Below are 19,014 nucleotides of genomic sequence, written 5' to 3' on the forward strand. Positions count from 1 at the left end.
AGCGCGCGCCAGGCTTTTTCCGATGTTTACTCGTACACGATTTCGATGCTGTATTCGTCGAAGGCTTTAAATTTGAAAACTTTGTTAATTACTGTTTTCTCATTTCCCAAAACGTCCAGGACATCGCCTGCGTTGGCATAGATCAAGTATTCATCAAGCGTTATATCTCTTGCGATCGAAGGACCGCCGCTCTTATCGACGAGAATAATTTTCGGGGCGGTTTTCATGTTGATTCCTCAAAATGGGCAGCAGTAGGTCATTGGTATGGAAGCCAGTGTGAACACGCTCTCAACACCTGAAAGCCTACCCCTTGAAAAGTCTCCTCGGTAACTGTCAGAAATCACAGTTGTTTAGAACTCTTGTTCATTAGCTCGCACGCCCAGACTATTTCGCCGCTATTAGAACCACGCATCCCGCATCCCCAGGCACGTATCATCGCGTGCCTCCAGAATCGCCAGTTCATGATGGCAGCTCGGTACTTCCCAGGTCAGGAAGTAACGGGCGGCCTGGAGCTTGCCTTTATAGAAGGCAACATCCGCCGCATTGCCCCTGGCCAGCCCTTCTTCGGCGCGAATCGCCTGCTCCAGCCAGCGCCAGCCAATCACCGTATGGCCGAACACTTTCAGGTACAGCGCCGAGTTCGCCAGGCTGCTGTTGACCTTGCCGTGGGCGAGATCCGTCAGCAGGCCCAGGGTGACTTGTTGCAGGCGCGCTACCAGGTGTTCCAGCGGTTCTCTGATGGCGGTAAGTGATGGGTACTCCTGGGCGCGGGCGCCGGTTTCGGCGATCAGGCGGATCAGTTGCTTTAGCCCCGCGCCGCCATTCTGCGCCAGCTTGCGCCCGAGCAAATCCAGGGACTGGATGCCGTGGGTGCCTTCGTGGATCGGGTTCAGGCGGTTGTCGCGGTAGTACTGTTCCACCGGGTATTCGCGGGTGTAGCCGTGGCCGCCGAGGATCTGGATCGCCAGTTCGTTAGCCTTGAGGCAGAACTCCGAGGGCCAGGATTTGACGATGGGCGTGAGCAGGTCCAGCAGCTCGTGGGCCTGTTTGCGCTCGGTCTCGGTTGCCAGTGTGGTGGTGTCATCGAATAGGCGCGCGGCGTACAGACCCAGGTCGAAGGCGCCTTCGACGTAGGCTTTTTGGGTCAGCAGCATGCGCTTGATGTCAGCGTGCTGGATGATCGAGACCGGCGCCGTTGTAGGATCTTTGCTATCAGGCAGACGGCCTTGCGGGCGTTCGCGGGCGTATTCCAGGGAATACAGGTAGCCGGCGTAACCGAGCATGACCGCGCCCATGCCGACGCCGATGCGCGCTTCGTTCATCATCTGGAACATGCAGCTCAGCCCCTGGTGTGGCTTGCCCACCAGATAGCCGACACAGTTGTCGTTATCGCCGAAATTCAGCGCGGTCGACGTGGTGCCGCGCCAGCCCATCTTGTGAAACAGCCCGGCCAACAACACGTCGTTGCGTGCACCGAGGCTGCCGTCATCGTTGACCAGGAATTTGGGCACGATAAACAGCGAAATGCCCTTCACCCCGGCCGGCGCGTCCGGCAGCTTGGCCAGCACCATGTGCACGATGTTTTCCGACAGCGGATGGTCGCCCCCGGAGATAAAGATCTTGTTGCCCTTGAGGCGATAGCTGCCGTCAGCCGCAGGTTCGGCGCGTGTACGAATATCCGACAGCGATGAGCCCGCGTGGGGTTCGGTCAGGGCCATGGTGCCGAAGAAGCGTCCGTCGATCATCGGTTGCAGGAAGCGTTGCTTCTGCTCCTCGGTGCCGAAGCTTTCGATCAGGTTGGCCGCGCCCATGGTCAGGAACGGGTAGGAAGTAGACGCTGCGTTGGCCGACTGGAAGTGCGCAAAGCAGGCCTGGGACAGCAAGGTCGGCAACTGCATGCCACCGGCTTCGAAACTGCGGGCGGCATTGAGGAAGCCGGCCTCCAGGAAGGCATCCACGGCCGGTTTGACTTCCGGGATCAGGATCGCCTGACCGTCTTCGTAGCGCGGTTCGTTTTCGTCGTTTTTGCGGTTATGCGGCGCGAAATATTTTTCGGCGATGGAGCGGGCCGTGCTGATGGCAGCATCGAAGGTTTCGCGGTTGTGCTCGGCAAACCGCTCGCGCTCGGTCAGGCCCTCGGCATCGAGGACTTCGTACAGCTCGAAAGCCAAATTGCGGGAACTGAGCAGCGTCTCGGACATGGCGGCTTACCTTTGAAGGAATTGGCCTGAGTCTAAGTGTGCGAATGGAGGGTGGATAGCAAGATTGATCTGGGTGATGGAGGACCAGAATGTGGGAGGGGGCTTGCCCCCGATTGCGGTGTGTCAGCCAGAGATAGGTTGGCTGATCCACTGCAATCGGGGGCAAGCCCCCTCCCACATTAGTTAGCCGATGGTCATCAGGCTGGCGTTGCCGCCCGCCGCAGCGGTGTTGACGCTCAACGCCCGCTCGATCACCAGGCGCTCCAGCGCGATCGCCGTTTCGCCTTGCGACAAACCGTGTACGCCGACAATCGCCCCACCGCGCTGTGCCACTTGCTGGCACACCGCACGCAGTTGGTCGGAATCACCGTGATGCAGGACCGCGTCAAACACCACCTCGTCCTTGGTCCAGTCAGCCACGCGCTTGATCTTCGCCTGAATATCCTTAGGCAGGCGTGGGAACAAGGCCTTGGTCAGGTCAGTTTCCGGCCATACCGCAGAACCACCCACCGCCAGCACTGCCGCCAGTTGCGTCAACAGATCGCCTTCCACGTCCGCCAGGCACAACACGTGCTCGCGGGGCAGGATGGCGTAGCTGTTGCGCTCGCCGGTCGGGCCGGCCAGTTGACGGGTGATACCGCTCTGGGACTGCGCGGCGAACTGGCTGCACAGGGCACTCAGCTCGTTGAACGACTGGCTGTCAGCCCAGGCTTTCAGGGCGGTCAGCGGTTGGCTCATGGCGTCGCGCAGACGTACATCCGGTGCAGCCAACTTGTCGCCACGTACGAAGGATTGCTCGATCGCATCGGTAGGACGAGTCGACAGCAGGCGGTACAGGTACAGCGGGCCACCGGCTTTCGGGCCGGTACCCGACAAGCCTTCGCCGCCGAACGGTTGCACGCCGACCACGGCACCCACGATGTTACGGTTCACGTAGACGTTACCGGCATTGACGTTGTCGATCACCTTGGCGATGGTCTCGTCGATACGGGTGTGCACGCCCAGGGTCAGGCCGTAACCGGATGCGTTGATCTGGCCGATCAGTTGGTCGATCTCTTTACGCTTGTACCGCACCACGTGCAGCACCGGGCCGAAGATCTCGCGTTGCAGTTCGTCGAAGCTTTCCAGCTCGATCAGGGTTGGCATCACGAAGGTGCCGCGCTTGACCTCTTCACCATCGGCAATCGCCACTTGGTACACATTGCGGCCTTTGTCGCGCATGGCCTGGATGTGTTTCTCGATGCCGGCTTTGGCTTCGGCGTCGATCACCGGGCCAATGTCTACCGACAGGCGTTCCGGGTTGCCGAGGCGGCATTCAGCCATGGCGCCCTTGAGCATTTCGATGACGCGGTCTGCCGAATCTTCCTGCAGGCACAGTACACGCAGGGCCGAGCAACGCTGGCCGGCACTGTCGAAGGCCGAAGAGACTACGTCGATAACCACCTGCTCGGTCAGCGCCGAAGAATCCACGATCATCGCGTTCTGGCCACCGGTTTCGGCGATCAACGGGATCGGACGACCCTGGGCATCCAGACGACCGGCGACATTGCGTTGCAGCAGGCGCGCCACTTCGGTGGAGCCGGTGAACATCACGCCTTTGACGCGATCATCACCCACCAGGCGGGCACCCACGCTTTCGCCCTGGCCCGGCAGCAGTTGCAGCACGCCTTCCGGAATACCGGCTTCCAGCAGGATGCGCACGGCTTGTGCAGCGACCAGCGGGGTTTGCTCGGCAGGCTTGGCCAGTACCGGGTTGCCGGCAGCCAATGCGGCGGCAACTTGACCACTGAAAATTGCCAGCGGGAAGTTCCATGGGCTGATGCAGACCACCGGGCCCAGTGGGCGGTGGGCATCATTGGTGAAGTCGTTACGGGCCTGTACGGCGTAGTAACGCAGGAAGTCCACGGCTTCACGCACTTCGGCAATGGCGTTGGCGAAGGTCTTGCCAGCTTCGCGAGCCAGCAGGCCCATCAGCGGCTGGATCTCGCCCTCCATCAGGTCAGCGGCGCGTTCCAGGATCGCAGCGCGTTCGGCGGGCGGAGTAGCCTGCCAGATCGGGCCCGCGTTGATGGCGCATTGAATCGCGTTGTCGACGTCTTCGACCGTGGCTTCTTGAACCTGGCCGACCACATCTCGCAGGTCAGACGGGTTCAATACCGGCGCAGACGGCTGGTCGCTGGAGGCGCAACCCAGCATCGGCGCGGCTTTCCAGTTGTTGTGTGCGGTCGCCAGCAAGGCGCAGGACAGCGACGCCAGGCGGTGTTCGTTGGCCAGGTCGATACCCGCCGAGTTGGCGCGGTCGCTGCCGTAAAGGTCACGCGGCAAGGGGATACGCGGGTGCGGCAAGCCGAAGCCGCCTTCCTGCGTAGCCATTTGCTCGATGCTGGCCACTGGGTCGGCCACCAGCTCCTGAATGGAGATGGACTGGTCGGCGATGCGATTGACGAACGAGGTGTTGGCGCCGTTTTCCAGCAGGCGTCGAACCAGATAAGCCAGGAGTGTTTCGTGGGTGCCGACCGGTGCGTACACGCGGCACGGACGGTTCAACTTGCCTTCGGATACTTTGCCTACAACCTGTTCGTACAACGGCTCACCCATGCCGTGCAGGCATTGGAACTCGTACTGGCCGGGGTAATAGTTCTGGCCGGCGATATGGTAGATGGCCGACAGGGTATGGGCGTTGTGCGTGGCGAACTGCGGGTAGATGACTTCCGGCACCGACAGCAGTTTGCGTGCGCAGGCAATGTAGGAAACGTCGGTGTAAACCTTGCGGGTGTAGACCGGGTAGCCTTCCAGGCCTTCGACCTGGGCGCGCTTGATTTCGCTGTCCCAGTACGCACCTTTCACCAGGCGGATCATCAGGCGATGGCGGCTGCGGCGCGCCAGGTCGATGACGTAGTCGATCACATACGGGCAACGTTTCTGGTAGGCCTGGATCACGAAACCGATGCCGTTCCAGCCGGTCAGTTGCGGCTCGAAGCACAGGCGCTCCAGCAGGTCCAGGGACAGCTCCAGGCGGTCGGCTTCTTCGGCGTCGATGTTCAGGCCGATGTCGTATTGCTTGGCCAGCAGGGTCAGGGACAGCAGGCGCGGGTACAACTCGTCCATTACACGCTCGTACTGCGCCCGGCTGTAACGCGGGTGCAGTGCCGACAGCTTGATGGAAATGCCCGGGCCTTCATAAATCCCACGGCCGTGAGAGGCTTTGCCGATGGAGTGAATGGCTTGTTCGTACGACGCCAGGTATTTCTGGGCATCGTGTTCGGTGAGTGCGGCTTCACCGAGCATGTCGTAGGAATAGCGGAAGCCTTTGGCTTCGAACTTGCTCGCGTTGGCCAGGGCTTCGGCGATGGTTTCGCCGGTGACGAACTGCTCGCCCATCAGGCGCATGGCCATGTCGACGCCCTTGCGGATCATCGGCTCGCCGCTCTTGCCGATGATGCGGCTCAGGGACGAGGTCAAGCCCGCTTCGTTATGGGTGGCGACCAGTTTACCGGTCAGCAGCAGGCCCCAGGTGGCGGCGTTGACGAACAGCGACGGGCTGTTGCCCAGGTGCGGGTGCCAGTTGCCGGTGCTGATCTTGTCGCGGATCAGCGCGTCACGGGTGCCTTTGTCCGGGATGCGCAGCAGCGCTTCGGCCAGGCACATCAGCGCCACGCCTTCCTGGGACGACAGCGAGAATTCTTGCAGCAGGCCCTGAACAATACCGGCACGGCCGCCGGCACTCTTTTGATTGCGCAGTTTCTCTGCAATGGAGGCGGCCAGCTTGTTGGTAGCTTCGGCCATCGGGGCCGGCAGACGGGCCTGTTCGATCAGCATCGGTACCACTTCCGGCTCAGGGCGACGGTAAGCGGCGGTGATCGAGGCGCGCAGTACGGACTGCGGCAGGATGCTCTCGGCGAACTCAAGGAAGCATTGGTGCGCGTGGTCCGCCTGGACCTCACCTGCATCATCGGCGTCCTTGCTGCTCAAGCCGTTGAGTTCGGTCAGGGTTGCACCACCCTCCAGTTTCTCCAGGTAATTGAAAATCGCCTGCTTGATCAGCCAGTGCGGCGTGCGATCAATGGAGGTCGCGGCAGCCTTCAGGCGTTCGCGGGTCGGGTCGTCGAGTTTGACCCCAAGGGTGGTCGTCGCCATTTTCTTATCCTCATGGGTGCCACTACCGAGTGGCATCAGCTGGCGGCAAGATTAGCTTTGCGCATCAAGAGGTGCAACCGGGTGCAACCTTTTTTATCCATGAAATTCTCGACGTTCATCCGAAATAAATTTGGCGACAACTTAATCCGCTTTGTCTTGGTGCATTTGCTTCTGACTTCGGCTGTTCTTGCTCCGAAAAGGAGCAAAAACAGGGCGTTTTGTCGATTTCATATCTGGGTGCAACTTATTCGAAAGAAACTGGTTGCACCTTATTTGCTTTGTTGAATAGCATTCGCGACCAAGGTGCAACCGTCGGTAAAACGAGGTTCATCGGCTGACGGCTTTCCTGGGGAAACGTCAGTCATAAATGCGCGGCACGCAGGTTCGTTTACCCAGCTATACAGTGGGTAGCGTCTGTCAGACCGCTGCTACATAAAAACAAAGCCAGGGCGTCACTCATATGAGCGTTAGTAATCCAACCTTGATCACGTTCGTGATCTACATCGCAGCAATGGTGCTGATCGGCCTGATGGCCTATCGCTCCACCAACAACCTTTCCGATTACATCCTGGGCGGTCGCAGCCTCGGTAGCGTGGTGACAGCCTTGTCCGCCGGTGCTTCCGACATGAGCGGCTGGTTGTTGATGGGCCTGCCGGGCGCGATCTACATGTCCGGTCTGTCGGAAAGCTGGATCGCCATCGGCCTGATCGTCGGTGCTTACCTCAACTGGTTGTTCGTGGCCGGTCGCCTGCGGGTACAGACCGAGCACAACGGTGACGCCCTGACGCTGCCGGATTACTTCTCCAGCCGTTTCGAAGATAAAAGCGGCCTGCTGCGCATCATCTCTGCGGTCGTGATCCTGGTGTTCTTCACCATCTACTGCGCATCCGGCATCGTGGCCGGTGCCCGTCTGTTCGAAAGCACCTTCGGCATGTCCTACGAGACGGCGCTGTGGGCCGGTGCTGCGGCGACAATTGCCTACACCTTCATCGGTGGTTTCCTGGCCGTGAGCTGGACCGATACCGTGCAAGCCACGCTGATGATCTTCGCGTTGATCCTGACGCCCATCATCGTGCTGCTGGCCACCGGCGGTGTTGACACCACGTTCCTGGCGATTGAAGCCAAGGACCCAACCAGTTTCGACATGCTGAAAAACACCACCTTCATCGGCGTAATCTCGCTGATGGGCTGGGGCCTGGGCTACTTCGGCCAGCCGCACATCCTCGCGCGCTTCATGGCGGCGGATTCGGTCAAGTCGATCGCCAAGGCGCGTCGTATCTCCATGACCTGGATGATCCTGTGCCTGGCCGGTACTGTGGCCGTGGGCTTCTTCGGTATTGCCTACTTCTCGGCGCACCCGGAAGTGGCAGGTCCCGTGACCGAAAACCCTGAGCGTGTGTTTATCGAGCTGGCCAAAATCCTGTTCAACCCGTGGGTTGCCGGTGTCTTGCTGTCGGCGATCCTGGCGGCTGTAATGAGTACCTTGAGCTGCCAGTTGCTGGTGTGCTCCAGCGCCCTGACCGAAGACTTCTACAAAGCGTTCCTGCGCAAGAACGCCTCCCAGCTCGAACTGGTATGGATCGGTCGCCTGATGGTGCTGGTGGTTGCCCTGATCGCCATCGCCATGGCCGCCAACCCGGAAAACCGTGTACTGGGTCTGGTGAGCTACGCCTGGGCTGGTTTCGGTGCCGCATTCGGTCCTGTGGTCCTGATCTCGGTGATCTGGAAAGACATGACACGCAACGGCGCACTGGCCGGTATCCTGGTCGGCGCGATCACCGTGATCGTGTGGAAGCACTTCGAACTGTTGGGCCTGTACGAAATCATCCCAGGCTTCATCTTCGCCAGCCTCGCGATCTACTTCGTGAGCAAAATGGGCGCACCGACTGCCGGTATGGTTGAGCGTTTTGATGCAGCGGAAAAAGACTACAACCTCAACAAGTAATTCGTCTGGCGCTGAGCGTCCGATGAGTTGAAAAAAAGGCCCGCGTCCTACGGATGGCGGGCCTTTTTTTGTGCGTGTTTTTTCACGGGTTGAGGGCGATTCATACGCCCATGTGTAGGGCTTTACTGATTTATCGGACGCGCGCTCTGCAGGGCAAGGCAGTGGTGCAGAATCCACCGCCTACCCCTCGCAGAGAAACACCGGATGTTCGCTCCTGCCAATCAATGTGCCTTTACCCTGACCCTTGACGGGGAACCGAGTGAACTCAAGGTATTTGAGTTTCACGGCGCCGAAGCCGTCAGCCAGCCCTATTGTTTTGACCTGGAGCTGGTCAGTGAGCAGCCCGACCTCGATTTGGAGAGCTTGCTGCATCGCCAGGTCTATCTCGGTTTCGACGACCAGGGGCATGGCATCCATGGCCTGGTCTATCGGGTGGCGCAGGGCGATTCCGGGCGGCGCCTGACGCGTTATCAGATCCAGCTCGTGCCGCAGCTTGCGTATCTGCAGCACAGCAGTCACCAGCGCATATTCCAGCACAAGACAGTGCCGCAGATCGTTACGCTGGTGCTGGCGGAGCAGGGGGTCCATGCCGACCAATTCGAGTTTCACCTGAGTGGTGATTACCCCGAGCGCGAGTATTGCGTGCAATTCGGTGAAAGCGACCTGGCCTTCATTCAGCGGCTATGTGCCGAGCAGGGTATTCACTATCACTTCCGGCACTCGCCCGAACGGCATCTGCTGGTGTTTGGCGATGACCAGACCGTGTTCGCCCAGCCAGACCAGCCGACGCCCTATCAGCCAGGTTCCGGGATGGTGGCGGATACGCCTGCGATCAAGCGCTTTGTGGTGCAACTGGCAACCCGCACCACGGCGGTCAACCTGCGCGACTACGATTTCCGTAAGCCGAACCTGGTGTTGGAGAGTGGCGTTGCCGGCGCACAGTCGCCACGGCTTGAAGAGCAGGGGTACCCCGGTCACTTTTCTGATCGGCCCCACGGTAAATACCTCGCGCAACGGGTGTTGGAGCGGCACCGTAGCGACTATCGAATTGCCCGTGGCAGCGGTGATGATCCCGCATTGGTCTGCGGCCATTTCCTCACGTTGGCCGGTCACCCGCGTGACGCATGGAATGACTTGTGGCTGGTGACGCACGTTACCCACGAAGGCAAACAACCCCAGGTGCTGGAGGAGGCTGTGACCGAGGTTGCCGGTGGCGATTTTCGTCAGGGTTATCGCAATGAGTTTGTTGCCTCACCGTGGGACGTGATCTTTCGCCCGCCCTTGCCCGAGCAACCGCGGCCGACATTGGCGGGTTATCAAAACGCTGTGGTGACTGGCCCCGTCGACAGTGAAATTCATTGTGACGAATACGGGCGGGTCAAGGTGCAACTGGCCTGGGATCGACTCGGGGAGCACAACGACCATTCCAGCTGCTGGCTGCGGGTGGCCAGCGGTTGGGCCCATGACCGCTATGGTGCGGTACTTATTCCGCGAGTGGGTATGGAAGTGCTGGTGGGGTTCGTCAATGGTGATATGGACATGCCGCTGGTGATGGGTTGCCTGCCCAACGCGGCGACGGCGGTGCCCCTCGACCTGCCCGCAGACAAGACCCGCAGTGTCTTCCGTAGCCAGAGCAGCCCCGGCGGCGGTGGTTACAGCGAGCTGCGCATCGAAGACCGCAAGGGCTCCGAGGAAATCTACCTGCGCGCCCAGCGGGATTTTACCCAGCATGTGCTGCATGACCAGCGGGTGGAGGTCGACAATCAGCGTCGCATCAGGGTGGGGGGCGAGTCGCACCATGAACTGCAAGGTGAAGAGCAGCGCATTACCCACGGCAACCGCCTGATCGAACTCAAGCAGGATGATCACTTGGTCGTTGGTGGTTCGCAGCAGATGCGCGCCGGGCAGACCATTCAGATCGGCGCAGGGCAAAGCGTTGTGATTGACGCCGGTGCGAGCGTGACGATTCAGGCGGGCGGGCAATCGATCACCCTTTCGGCGGGCGGTATTCTCAGCAGCGTGCCGATCCAGCTTGGCGGCGGGCCTGCTCCGGCGGCGGCACCGTTGATGCCGGGGATTCAGGAAAAACTGCTGGCGATAATCCCCGCGCCGCTTAGCCTGGTGCAGGTGGCCAGCTTGAAACGTAGTGCGCCCTTTTGTGAGGAATGTGAGCGTTGCAGGAACGGGCAGTGCGCTGTCACCCATTCAACTCAGCCTTAAAAGGAATTTATCCCCATGTCTGAACGGTTGGTCCCCAGCGCCTGGCTGGCACAGGCTCCTTTGCTTGCGAATGAGCAGCTCTTCGTGGTGTTGAGCGCTGCCAGCGACGCCAAGCCGCTTGCCGCCTGGCGAGCCACCGCAGCTGGAATGCTGCCCCAACCCATCTGGGCTGGCACGGCTTACGCAGAATGGGAGGAGGTCATGCCTTACGTAGGCATTGTCTCGCCTGACAGTGCATTCCTCGAATGGGTGGCAACCACTGAAGCCACGGGTTGGGGTTGGCTGGCGGTGTCGTCCAGTTCGCTGGAACCCGTGCTCGCGCACCTGCAAAGCTTGACCAAGGTCTACCTGCCGGACGGCCAGGAGGTGTTTTTGCGATTCTGGGATGGCACCCAGTTTCTGCCGATGTTGCAGGGCCTGGGTGATGAGGCGGCAAGCGTGTTGCCGGTTTTTCAGCGGTACCTGATCAATGGCCAACCGCTCACGGTTGCAACGGGGCCAGCGACCGAGGCCAAGGCCAGCCCTTGGTGGCGAGTCCCAGCAGCGCTGCAGGCGCACTTGGCAGGGCAATCACCGCAAACCCTGATCGACAACCTGCTGCAATGGCTGCAAGAGCAGCGCCCCGACCTGTACACCGCGTTCACACCGGCGACCTTGCAGCACAAGGTCGCCTACTGTGCCCGTCGGCCGGATATCAGCCATGAGGCGCTCACCGATTACCTGGCCTTAGAGTTGAGTTGAGCCCAGCGCCTGTTGCAGGTCGTCGATCAAGTCTTCAATCGCTTCGATGCCCACTGACAGGCGAATCATCTCCGGCTTCACACCAGCCTTGGCCTGTTCCTGTTCGTTCATCTGTCGATGGGTGGTGGATGCGGGGTGGCAGGCCAGGGACTTGGCGTCACCGATATTCACCAGGCGCTTGAAAATTTGCAGCGCATCGTAGAAGCGTACACCTGCTGCGTACCCGCCCTTCAGGCCGAAGGACAGGATCGCCGAGGGTTTGCCTTGCAGGTATTTGTGCGCCAATGCGTGATGGGGGTGATCCGGCAGCCCCGCATAGCTGACCCATTCCACATCGGCATGGCCTTGCAGGAACTGCGCGACCTTGAGGGCGTTTTCCGTATGACGCTCCATGCGCAGGGCCAGGGTTTCCAAGCCTTGCAGCAGCAGAAAGGCGTTCATGGGCGCCAGGGCTGCGCCGGTGTTACGCAACGGCACCGTGCGGGCGCGGGCGATGAAGGCGGCTGGGCCGAATTTTTCGGTGTAGACCACGCCGTGGTAAGCCGGCTCGGGCTGGTTGAGGCCGGGGAATTTTTCCGGGTATTGGGTCCAGGGGAAGGTGCCGCTGTCAACGATCGCACCGCCCAGGGAGTTGCCGTGGCCGCCGATGTATTTGGTCAGCGAGTGCACAACGATGTCGGCGCCGAACTGGATCGGCTTGCACAGGATGGGCGTTGCCACGGTGTTATCCACCATCAGCGGCACACCACAGGCATGGGCGACGTCCGCCAGGGCTTCGATGTCGATGATATTGCCCGCCGGGTTGCCGATGCTTTCGCAATACACCAGCTTGGTGTTGTCATCGATCAGTTCGGCGATGGCGGCGGCACTGTCGTCGCGGGCGAAACGTACGTCGACGCCAAAGCTCGGCAGCAAATGGGCGAACAGCGTGTAGGTGCCGCCGTAGAGCTGCGGGGTGGTGACGATGTTGTCGCCGGCGCGGGTGAGGGTCTGGATCGCATAGTGAATGGCCGCGCTGCCGGCCGACACGACCAGGCACGCGATACCCCCTTCGAGGGCGGCGATGCGTTGCTCCAGCACATCATTGGTGGGGTTCATGATGCGTGTGTAGATATTGCCGGGCACGTCCAGATTGAACAGGTCGGCACCGTGCTGGGCGTTATCGAATTCGAATGCGACGTTCTGGTAGATCGGCACGGCGACGGCCTTGGTGGTCGGATCCGACTTGAAGGCGTGGTGCAGTGCGATGGTGGCGTCTTTCATGATTGTTATTGACCTCCCTGGATAGTGGATCGCCACAATAAATCCGCCCTGGGCCAGCCATTAGATTTTTTTCAGCCCGCGTCCTGGCTTTAGGGCATAAGCACCGCCCGGCACGCCGCCCTGCACCTTTGCCCTCGTAGAAGGTAAACTTCGCCCCCTGCGCAGGAGCAACCATGAATTATCGTCACGCCTTTCACGCCGGCAACCACGCCGATGTCTTCAAACACCTGACCTTGACCCGCCTCATCGCCCTGATGTCGCGCAAGGAGCAGCCGTTCGCCTACCTCGACACCCACGCCGGGATTGGTCTGTACGATTTGCAAGGCGATCAGGCCAACCGCACCGGTGAGTACCTGGAAGGCATCGCGCGCCTGTGGGGCGAAAGCGATCTGCCGCCGCTGACAGCCGATTACATGCGCGTGCTGCACGAGATGAACCCGGACGGTCAGTTGCGCTACTACCCAGGCTCGCCGGAACTGGCACGGCGCCTGACGCGCCCACAGGACCGCGTGCTGCTCAATGAAAAGCACCCGGAAGACGGCGTGCTGCTCAAGGACAACATGAAGGGTGATCGCCGGGTCAAAGTGCACTTGGGCGAAGGCTGGCATGTACCGCGCGCCTTGCTGCCCGTGCCGGAAAAACGCGCGCTGATGCTGATCGACCCGCCGTTTGAAAAACTCGACGAGATGCAACGTTGCGCCGCTTCCCTCAAGGAAGCCGTCAGCCGCATGCGCCAGACCGTCGCGGCGATCTGGTACCCGGTGAAAGATCAGCGCATGTTGCGCCGCTTCTACCAGGACCTGGCCGGCACCGGCGCGCCGAAGCTGCTGCGTGTGGAATTGCTGGTGCATCCGCTGGACACGCCCAACACCCTGACGGGTTCGGGCCTGGCGATTGCCAACCCGCCGTGGGGCTTGGAAGAGGAGTTGCGCGAACTGCTGCCGTGGCTGTCCAAGAAACTTGGCCAGACCCAGGGTGGGTGGCAGATGGATTGGCTTATTGCCGAGTAACCAAGTCTGGCGCTAAACCAATGTGGGAGGGGGCTTGCCCCCGATAGCGGTGGGTCAGTTACAGATGTACTGACTGATACTCCGCCATCGGGGGCGAGCCCCCTCCCACATTTTGATTCATGTTGATCTTAGATCGGGCAGGTCACGCCTGTGCCGCCAATCCCGCAATAGCCCTGCGGATTCTTGGCCAGGTACTGCTGGTGATACGCCTCGGCGAAGAACACGGTCGGCGCCTCCTCGATTTCCGTGGTGATATCACCCAGGCCGGCCTTGGTCAGCTCTTGCTGATACGCCTCGGCGCTGGCCTTTGCCGCCGCCAATTGCTCCGGCGTGGTCGCATAGATCACCGACCGATACTGGCTGCCGATGTCGTTACCCTGGCGCATGCCCTGGGTCGGGTTGTGCAATTCCCAGAACATCTTCAACAGGTCTTCGTATTTCACTTTGGCCTGGTCATACACCACCAGCACCACTTCGCTGTGGCCGGTCAGGCCCGAGCAGACTTCTTCGTAAGTCGGGTTCGGCGTAAAGCCGCCCGCGTAACCGACCACCGTGCTGACCACGCCATCGCGCTGCCAGAACTTGCGCTCCGCGCCCCAGAAGCAACCCAGGCCGAAGATCGCGAAGCCGACGTCGTCCATGAATGGGCCCAGCAGCGGGTTGCCGTTGACGAAGTGCGTCTCCGGCAAGTTCATCGGGGTTTCACGACCAGGCAACGCTTGTTCTTGAGTAGGCAGCACGTTTTTGTTCACCAGGATTTCCGAGCGCAAGACCATGATCAGTCCTCTCAGTCAGATTGAGTAAGGTAAGAATTCAGACAGCCAGTGTGCCCGAGTGTTACCGCGCTGTCAGGCGATTGGCCCGCGCGGGTAGCGTTTGAGCATCTCAAGCAGCTCTGCGCCGGGGATGGGCCGGTCGAACAGGTAGCCCTGGCCAACGTCGCAGCGATGGCGGCGCAGGAACGCCAGTTGCTCGGCGGTCTCGATGCCTTCGGCCACGACCTTGAGCTTGAGGTTGTGAGCCATTGCGATCACGGCGGAGGTGATTTCCATGTCGTCCTGGTTGTCCGGGATTTCGTGGATAAAGCTGCGATCGATCTTGATGATGTCGATGGGGAATTTTTTCAGGTAACTCAGCGACGAGTAACCGGTGCCGAAGTCGTCCATGGCCAGGGTCAGGCCGAAACTCTTCAACTGGTCCAGTTGCAGGCGCGTGTCTTCGGTGGCTTCCAGCAGCAGTCCTTCGGTCAGCTCCAGCTCCAGCAGATTGGCCGGCAGCTCTTCTTCCTTGAGGATGGTGGCAATCGACGCCACCAGGTCCGGGTCGGAGAACTGCTTGGGTGACAGGTTGATTGCCACCTGCAGGTTGCCCATGCCGGCGGCGCTCAGTTGCTTGCTCATGCGGCAGGCCTGGCGGGCGATCCATTTGCCGATGGGGATGATCAGCCCGGTCTCTTCCGCCACGCTGATGAACTGATCGGGGCGGATCATGCCCTTTTCCGGGTGGTTCCAGCGCAGCAGCGCTTCCATGCCCAGCAAGCGGCCGCTGCGCAGGCACAGCTTGGGTTGGTAGAACACATCCAATTCATTCTGGGTCAGGGCGCGGCGCAGGTTGTTTTCCACGAACAGCTTGTAGCTGGCCTCGGCGTTCAGCGCTTCGGTAAACACCTGCACCTGGTGTTTGCCGTTGGCCTTCGCCTTGTGCAGGGCCAGGCCGGCGTTACGCATCAGGGTCTGCGGGTCGCGGCCATGCAGCGGCGCGCAGGCCAGGCCTACGGAGCCGGTGACGCTGATCAATTGGTTGTCGACGAACATGGGTTTATCGAGGGTCGCCAACAGTTGGCTGGCAACCTGCTGGCCGCTCTCCAGGTCAGTGTCGTCGAGCAGCACCGCGAACTCGTTACTGGCAAAGCGCGCCAAGCTGCCGCCGGCACTCAGGCTGTTGCGCAGGCGTCGGGCCAGGCTGATCAGCAGCTTGTCGCCGGTCTGGTGGCCGAGGCTGTCGTTGATGCGCTTGAAGTTGTCGATGTCCACCAGCAGCAGGCTGATCGGGCTGTCGCTGTCGCGGGCAAAGCGTTCGTCGAGGTTGCGGATAAACGCCGGGCGGTTGCCCAGGTTGGTCAGGTTGTCGGTGTACGCCAGGCGCTCGATGCGCTGCTGGGCCAGCTTGGTCTGGGTGATGTCTTCGTAGATGCCGATGTAGTGCGTCAGCTCACGGTTATCGCCATACACCTTGGAAATCGACAACTGGCCCCAGTAGGGTTCGAGGTTCTTGCGGCGGCTCTTGAATTCGCCCTGCCAGCTGTTGCTCTTGGCCAGGCTCGACGGCGCGTCGAACAGCAATTCGCTGAGGTTTTCCAGCGCGGGCAGTTGCGCCAGGCGGTGGCCGTGGACTTCTTCGGCGCTGTACTGGGTGATCGCGGTAAAGCTCGGGTTGACGTACTCCACCACGCCGTCGCAGTTGACCAGCAGAAAGGCGTTGGCACTTTGCTCCACGGCCCGCTGGAACAGGTGTAGGGCGCTGGTGGCGGTGCGGCGGTTGTGGTTGTTGATCACTTGCGCAAACTGGTCCGCGAGCTCGCCGGCGAAGGCGATTTCGTCAGCCTGCCAGTCACGCGGGCTGCCGCACTGCTCCAGGCACAATACGCCGACCACCTGGCCGTCGACGCGGATGCTCGCATCGAGCATGGCGTGGATGTCTCTATGGCGCAGGTTCTCGGCCATCTCGCGGGTGCGCGGGTCGCGCATGGCGTTGGTGGCGTCGATGGCGCGGCTGCTGTGCAAGGCTTCCAGATAATCCGGGAAGCAACTGGCATCGATGGGCTCGGGCAGATGGTGCTGTTGGTCGTCGCGGTGGTAAGCCGAGATGGGCACCAGGCGCTGGCCTTCGAGGTTCCAGATGCTGGCGCAGTCGATCTGGTAGATATCGCAGGCGCTGCGCGTGATCAGCTCGGCGGCTTCCTGCAACGAATTGTTGACGGTATAGCGCTGGCGCGCCAGTAGCAAGATCAGCTCCTGCTGGGCGCGCACGCGTTCCAGATGCTGCAGTTGCTCCTGCTGGGCGCGTTGGTTGAGCTCCAGGGCGATTTGCAGGCGGCTGTTCTGGCTTTCCAGGTCTTCGGTCGGGAGGAGCAAGGGCAGTTCGCTGAACAGGCCATCGACCACCATCAGGTAGCCGCGCAGCAGGTGACGATTGTGTTGTTTGTAGGCCTCGCCCATTTCCAGCAGGCTCAGGGGACCGTCGTTGGTGTGCAGGGTGTAGCGCACCAGGTAGTGAGGGCTCTGGGTCAGTTGCTGCTGGATGGTGTCGTGCAGTTGATAGCGGGCCTGGGGTTCCATCAGGCTGGCATAGGGCGTGCCGAGCAGGGCGCACAACTCTACCGCCGGCAGGCCGAATTGGCGCTCGCAATTGGGGTCGAGGTACAGGAGGGTCCAGCTAGCCTCATTAAGCCGCTCGAAACGCAGCATACCGAGGCGCGAAGGCACCGGTAACTGCGTCACTACCTCGGCCGCCATACGGGCGACATCGGGTTGGCTTTTCATGGGGGGAACTCACTTCAAATAACGCGCACGGCGCCGGGCTCACGCCCTCTTTTCTATTGCCTGTGGCAAGGTTGCATCATGCAGCACAGACTGACAAGAGAGGATGAAGGCTAAGTGCTATAAGTGGGTTATCGGCCGGACGGCTGATTTCTGTAGGCGCGCTGACAGAAGGTGTACAACCCTGTTCTGTCTGTACAAAAAAGCAAAAAAAGCCCCGCCAAATTGACGGGGTTGAGGTACGAGCGTGGCGCTCGGAAATCGGTGCAACCAGGCCTCCCCGGTAAAGGGGAGGCCCGTGGAGACTTACAGCAAGATAGTACGGATGTCATTCAACAGCTGGCTCAGACGCTGGGTAAAGCGTGCAGCGGCCGCGCCGTTGATCACACGGTGATCGTAGGACAGCGACAGTGGCAGCATCAGCTTCGGCTGGAACGCTTTACCGTCCCAGACTGGCTGGATGGTGGCCTTGGAAACACCCAGGATCGCCACTTCCGGCGCGTTGACGATTGGCGTGAAGCCAGTGCCGCCAATGTGACCGAGGCTGGAGATGGTGAAGCAGGCGCCTTGCATGTCGTCTGCGGTCAGCTTCTTGTCGCGGGCCTTGGCAGCCAGCGCAGCCGCTTCAGCAGCGAGTTGCAGCAGGCTCTTCTGGTCGACGTTCTTGATGACCGGTACCAGCAGGCCGTCAGGAGTGTCTACCGCGAAGCCGACGTTCACGTATTTCTTGCGAATGATCGCCTTGCCGCTTGGCGCCAGCGAGCTGTTGAAGTCCGGCAGTTCCTTGAGCAGGTGCGCACAGGCCTTGAGCAGCAGTGGCAGCACGGTCAGTTTCACGCCAGCCTTCTCGGCCACGGCTTTCTGCGCAACGCGGAAAGCTTCCAGGTCGGTGATGTCGGCCTGGTCGAACTGAGTCACGTGCGGGATGTTCAGCCAGCTGCGGTGCAGGCTCGACGCGCCGATTTGCATCAGGCGGGTCATCGGCACTTCTTCGGTTTCGCCGAAGCGGCTGAAGTCCACGACCGGAATCGGTGGAATGCCTGCGCCGCCGGTAGCAGCGCCGGCAGCCGGAGCTTCCTTGGCTTTCTGCATCATGGCCTTGACGTAAACCTGCACGTCTTCCTTCAGCACACGGCCGTGTGGGCCAGTGGCCGATACGGCGTTCAGCTCGACGCCGAATTCACGGGCCAGTTGGCGTACCGCCGGGCCGGCGTGAACCTTGGCGCCGCTTGGCGCAGGTGCGGCAACAGCAGGGGCCGGTGCGGCCTCGGCTTTTGCAGCAGGTGCAGGGGCGGCGGCCGGTGCAGCTTCAGCTTTTGCAGCAGCCGGAGCAGCGGCAGGTGCTGGAGCGGCAGCCGGTGCGGCGCCTTGTACTTTCAGCTTGAGGATGAAGTCACCGGTACCGACTTCGTCTTCCAGCTTGACTGCGATGCTTTCCACCACGCCGGCAGCCGGCGAAGGGATTTCCATGGAGGCCTTGTCGGACTCCAGGGTGATCAGCGACTGGTCGGCTTCGACGGTGTCGCCGACCTTGACCAGCAACTCGATGATCTTGGCCTTGCCCGACGAGCCGATGTCCGGAACATGAATGTCCTGAACAGAGGCAGCGGCCGGTGCAGCAGCCGGTGCCGCTGGGGCCTCGGCAGCAGCGGCAGGCTTTTCAGCGGCAGGTGCGGGTGCAGCAGCGGCAGCCGGGGCAGCCGCAGGGGCCGCATCAGCGGCACCTTCGATTTCCAGTTCCAGCAGTTCGTCGCCTTCTTTCAGGCGGTCGCCCAGCTTCACTTTCAGGCTCTTGACCACGCCGGCCTTGGGAGCAGGGATTTCCATGCTCGCCTTGTCCGATTCCAGGGTCAGGATGCTCTGGTCGGCTTCGACTTTGTCGCCGACCTTCACAAACAGCTCGATTACTTCACCTTCACCGCTGCCGATGTCAGGTACGCGAATGAGTTCGCTCACAA

General features: G+C 61.0%; 11 protein-coding genes. 4 read left to right on the top strand and 7 right to left on the bottom strand.

From position 1 onward, the window contains the following. Nucleotides 1–26 precede the first annotated feature (26 nt). The 3 genes from DNK50_RS05850 to putA all read right to left on the bottom strand — a co-directional run bounded on the left by DNK50_RS05850 (nucleotide 27) and on the right by putA (nucleotide 6,338). Nucleotides 27–227 (bottom strand): hypothetical protein, encoded by a 201-nt coding sequence (locus DNK50_RS05850; protein ID WP_112193082.1) that lies wholly within the window; start codon nucleotides 225–227, stop codon nucleotides 27–29. A 171-nt stretch (nucleotides 228–398) separates the two neighbouring features. Continuing rightward, nucleotides 399–2,201: an acyl-CoA dehydrogenase gene (locus DNK50_RS05855; RefSeq protein ID WP_112193083.1), complete on the bottom strand. Its 1,803-nt coding sequence runs from the start codon at nucleotides 2,199–2,201 to the stop codon at nucleotides 399–401. Between the two features lie 183 nt (nucleotides 2,202–2,384). After that, nucleotides 2,385–6,338, bottom strand: coding sequence for a trifunctional transcriptional regulator/proline dehydrogenase/L-glutamate gamma-semialdehyde dehydrogenase (gene putA / locus DNK50_RS05860; protein WP_112193084.1), 3,954 nt, complete (start codon nucleotides 6,336–6,338; stop codon nucleotides 2,385–2,387). Between the two features lie 460 nt (nucleotides 6,339–6,798). Here putA and putP point away from each other — a divergent pair, with 460 nt between their 5' ends. The 3 genes from putP to DNK50_RS05880 all read left to right on the top strand — a co-directional run bounded on the left by putP (nucleotide 6,799) and on the right by DNK50_RS05880 (nucleotide 11,244). Continuing rightward, nucleotides 6,799–8,283: a sodium/proline symporter PutP gene (gene putP, locus DNK50_RS05870; protein ID WP_099583739.1), complete on the top strand. Its 1,485-nt coding sequence runs from the start codon at nucleotides 6,799–6,801 to the stop codon at nucleotides 8,281–8,283. Nucleotides 8,284–8,487: 204 nt separating this feature from the next. Further along, nucleotides 8,488–10,503 carry a type VI secretion system tip protein VgrG gene (locus tag DNK50_RS05875; protein ID WP_112193086.1) on the top strand — a complete coding sequence of 672 codons (2,016 nt, stop codon included), beginning with the start codon at nucleotides 8,488–8,490 and terminating at the stop codon, nucleotides 10,501–10,503. A 15-nt stretch (nucleotides 10,504–10,518) separates the two neighbouring features. After that, entirely contained in the window at nucleotides 10,519–11,244 is a 726-nt protein-coding gene (locus tag DNK50_RS05880; protein WP_112193087.1) for a DUF4123 domain-containing protein, read from the top strand. On the opposite strand, the gene DNK50_RS05885 is transcribed toward DNK50_RS05880, so the two are convergent. After that, nucleotides 11,230–12,507: an O-acetylhomoserine aminocarboxypropyltransferase/cysteine synthase family protein gene (locus DNK50_RS05885; RefSeq protein ID WP_112193088.1), complete on the bottom strand. Its 1,278-nt coding sequence runs from the start codon at nucleotides 12,505–12,507 to the stop codon at nucleotides 11,230–11,232. The two genes, DNK50_RS05880 and DNK50_RS05885, sit on opposite strands and share 15 nt — an antisense overlap. Before the next feature lie 173 nt (nucleotides 12,508–12,680). Between DNK50_RS05885 and DNK50_RS05890 the strand changes: the two genes are divergently transcribed. Then, the gene (locus tag DNK50_RS05890; RefSeq protein ID WP_016975658.1) at nucleotides 12,681–13,517 is read left to right on the top strand and encodes a 23S rRNA (adenine(2030)-N(6))-methyltransferase RlmJ; all 837 of its coding nucleotides are present in this window, start codon (nucleotides 12,681–12,683) and stop codon (nucleotides 13,515–13,517) included. 128 nt (nucleotides 13,518–13,645) lie between these two features. Here the strand turns inward: DNK50_RS05890 and msrA are convergent, their stop codons facing one another. The 3 genes from msrA to aceF form a co-directional block, all read right to left on the bottom strand. Further along, nucleotides 13,646–14,293 (bottom strand): peptide-methionine (S)-S-oxide reductase MsrA, encoded by a 648-nt coding sequence (gene msrA / locus DNK50_RS05895; protein WP_112193089.1) that lies wholly within the window; start codon nucleotides 14,291–14,293, stop codon nucleotides 13,646–13,648. A gap of 72 nt (nucleotides 14,294–14,365) precedes the next feature. Beyond that, nucleotides 14,366–17,059, bottom strand: coding sequence for a bifunctional diguanylate cyclase/phosphodiesterase (locus DNK50_RS05900; RefSeq protein WP_099583734.1), 2,694 nt, complete (start codon nucleotides 17,057–17,059; stop codon nucleotides 14,366–14,368). 303 nt (nucleotides 17,060–17,362) lie between these two features. After that, complete coding sequence (gene aceF, locus DNK50_RS05905) at nucleotides 17,363–19,012, bottom strand: dihydrolipoyllysine-residue acetyltransferase (RefSeq protein WP_099583733.1); 1,650 nt, start codon at nucleotides 19,010–19,012, stop codon at nucleotides 17,363–17,365. Nucleotides 19,013–19,014: the final 2 nt, after the last annotated feature.

The sequence above is a fragment of the Pseudomonas sp. LG1E9 genome (genome assembly GCF_003290225.1).
Classification (GTDB): Bacteria; Pseudomonadota; Gammaproteobacteria; order Pseudomonadales; family Pseudomonadaceae; genus Aquipseudomonas; species Aquipseudomonas cyclaminis.

What these genes read in the sequence shown, in the direction of transcription:
- DNK50_RS05850 (WP_112193082.1), bottom strand. Translation starts at nt 227, where the DNA reads ATGAAAACCGCCCCGAAAATTATTCTCGTCGATAAGAGCGGCGGTCCT.
- DNK50_RS05855 (WP_112193083.1), bottom strand. Translation starts at nt 2,201, where the DNA reads ATGTCCGAGACGCTGCTCAGTTCCCGCAATTTGGCTTTCGAGCTGTAC.
- putA (WP_112193084.1), bottom strand. Translation starts at nt 6,338, where the DNA reads ATGGCGACGACCACCCTTGGGGTCAAACTCGACGACCCGACCCGCGAA.
- putP (WP_099583739.1), top strand. Translation starts at nt 6,799, where the DNA reads ATGAGCGTTAGTAATCCAACCTTGATCACGTTCGTGATCTACATCGCA.
- DNK50_RS05875 (WP_112193086.1), top strand. Translation starts at nt 8,488, where the DNA reads ATGTTCGCTCCTGCCAATCAATGTGCCTTTACCCTGACCCTTGACGGG.
- DNK50_RS05880 (WP_112193087.1), top strand. Translation starts at nt 10,519, where the DNA reads ATGTCTGAACGGTTGGTCCCCAGCGCCTGGCTGGCACAGGCTCCTTTG.
- DNK50_RS05885 (WP_112193088.1), bottom strand. Translation starts at nt 12,507, where the DNA reads ATGAAAGACGCCACCATCGCACTGCACCACGCCTTCAAGTCGGATCCG.
- DNK50_RS05890 (WP_016975658.1), top strand. Translation starts at nt 12,681, where the DNA reads ATGAATTATCGTCACGCCTTTCACGCCGGCAACCACGCCGATGTCTTC.
- msrA (WP_112193089.1), bottom strand. Translation starts at nt 14,293, where the DNA reads ATGGTCTTGCGCTCGGAAATCCTGGTGAACAAAAACGTGCTGCCTACT.
- DNK50_RS05900 (WP_099583734.1), bottom strand. Translation starts at nt 17,059, where the DNA reads ATGAAAAGCCAACCCGATGTCGCCCGTATGGCGGCCGAGGTAGTGACG.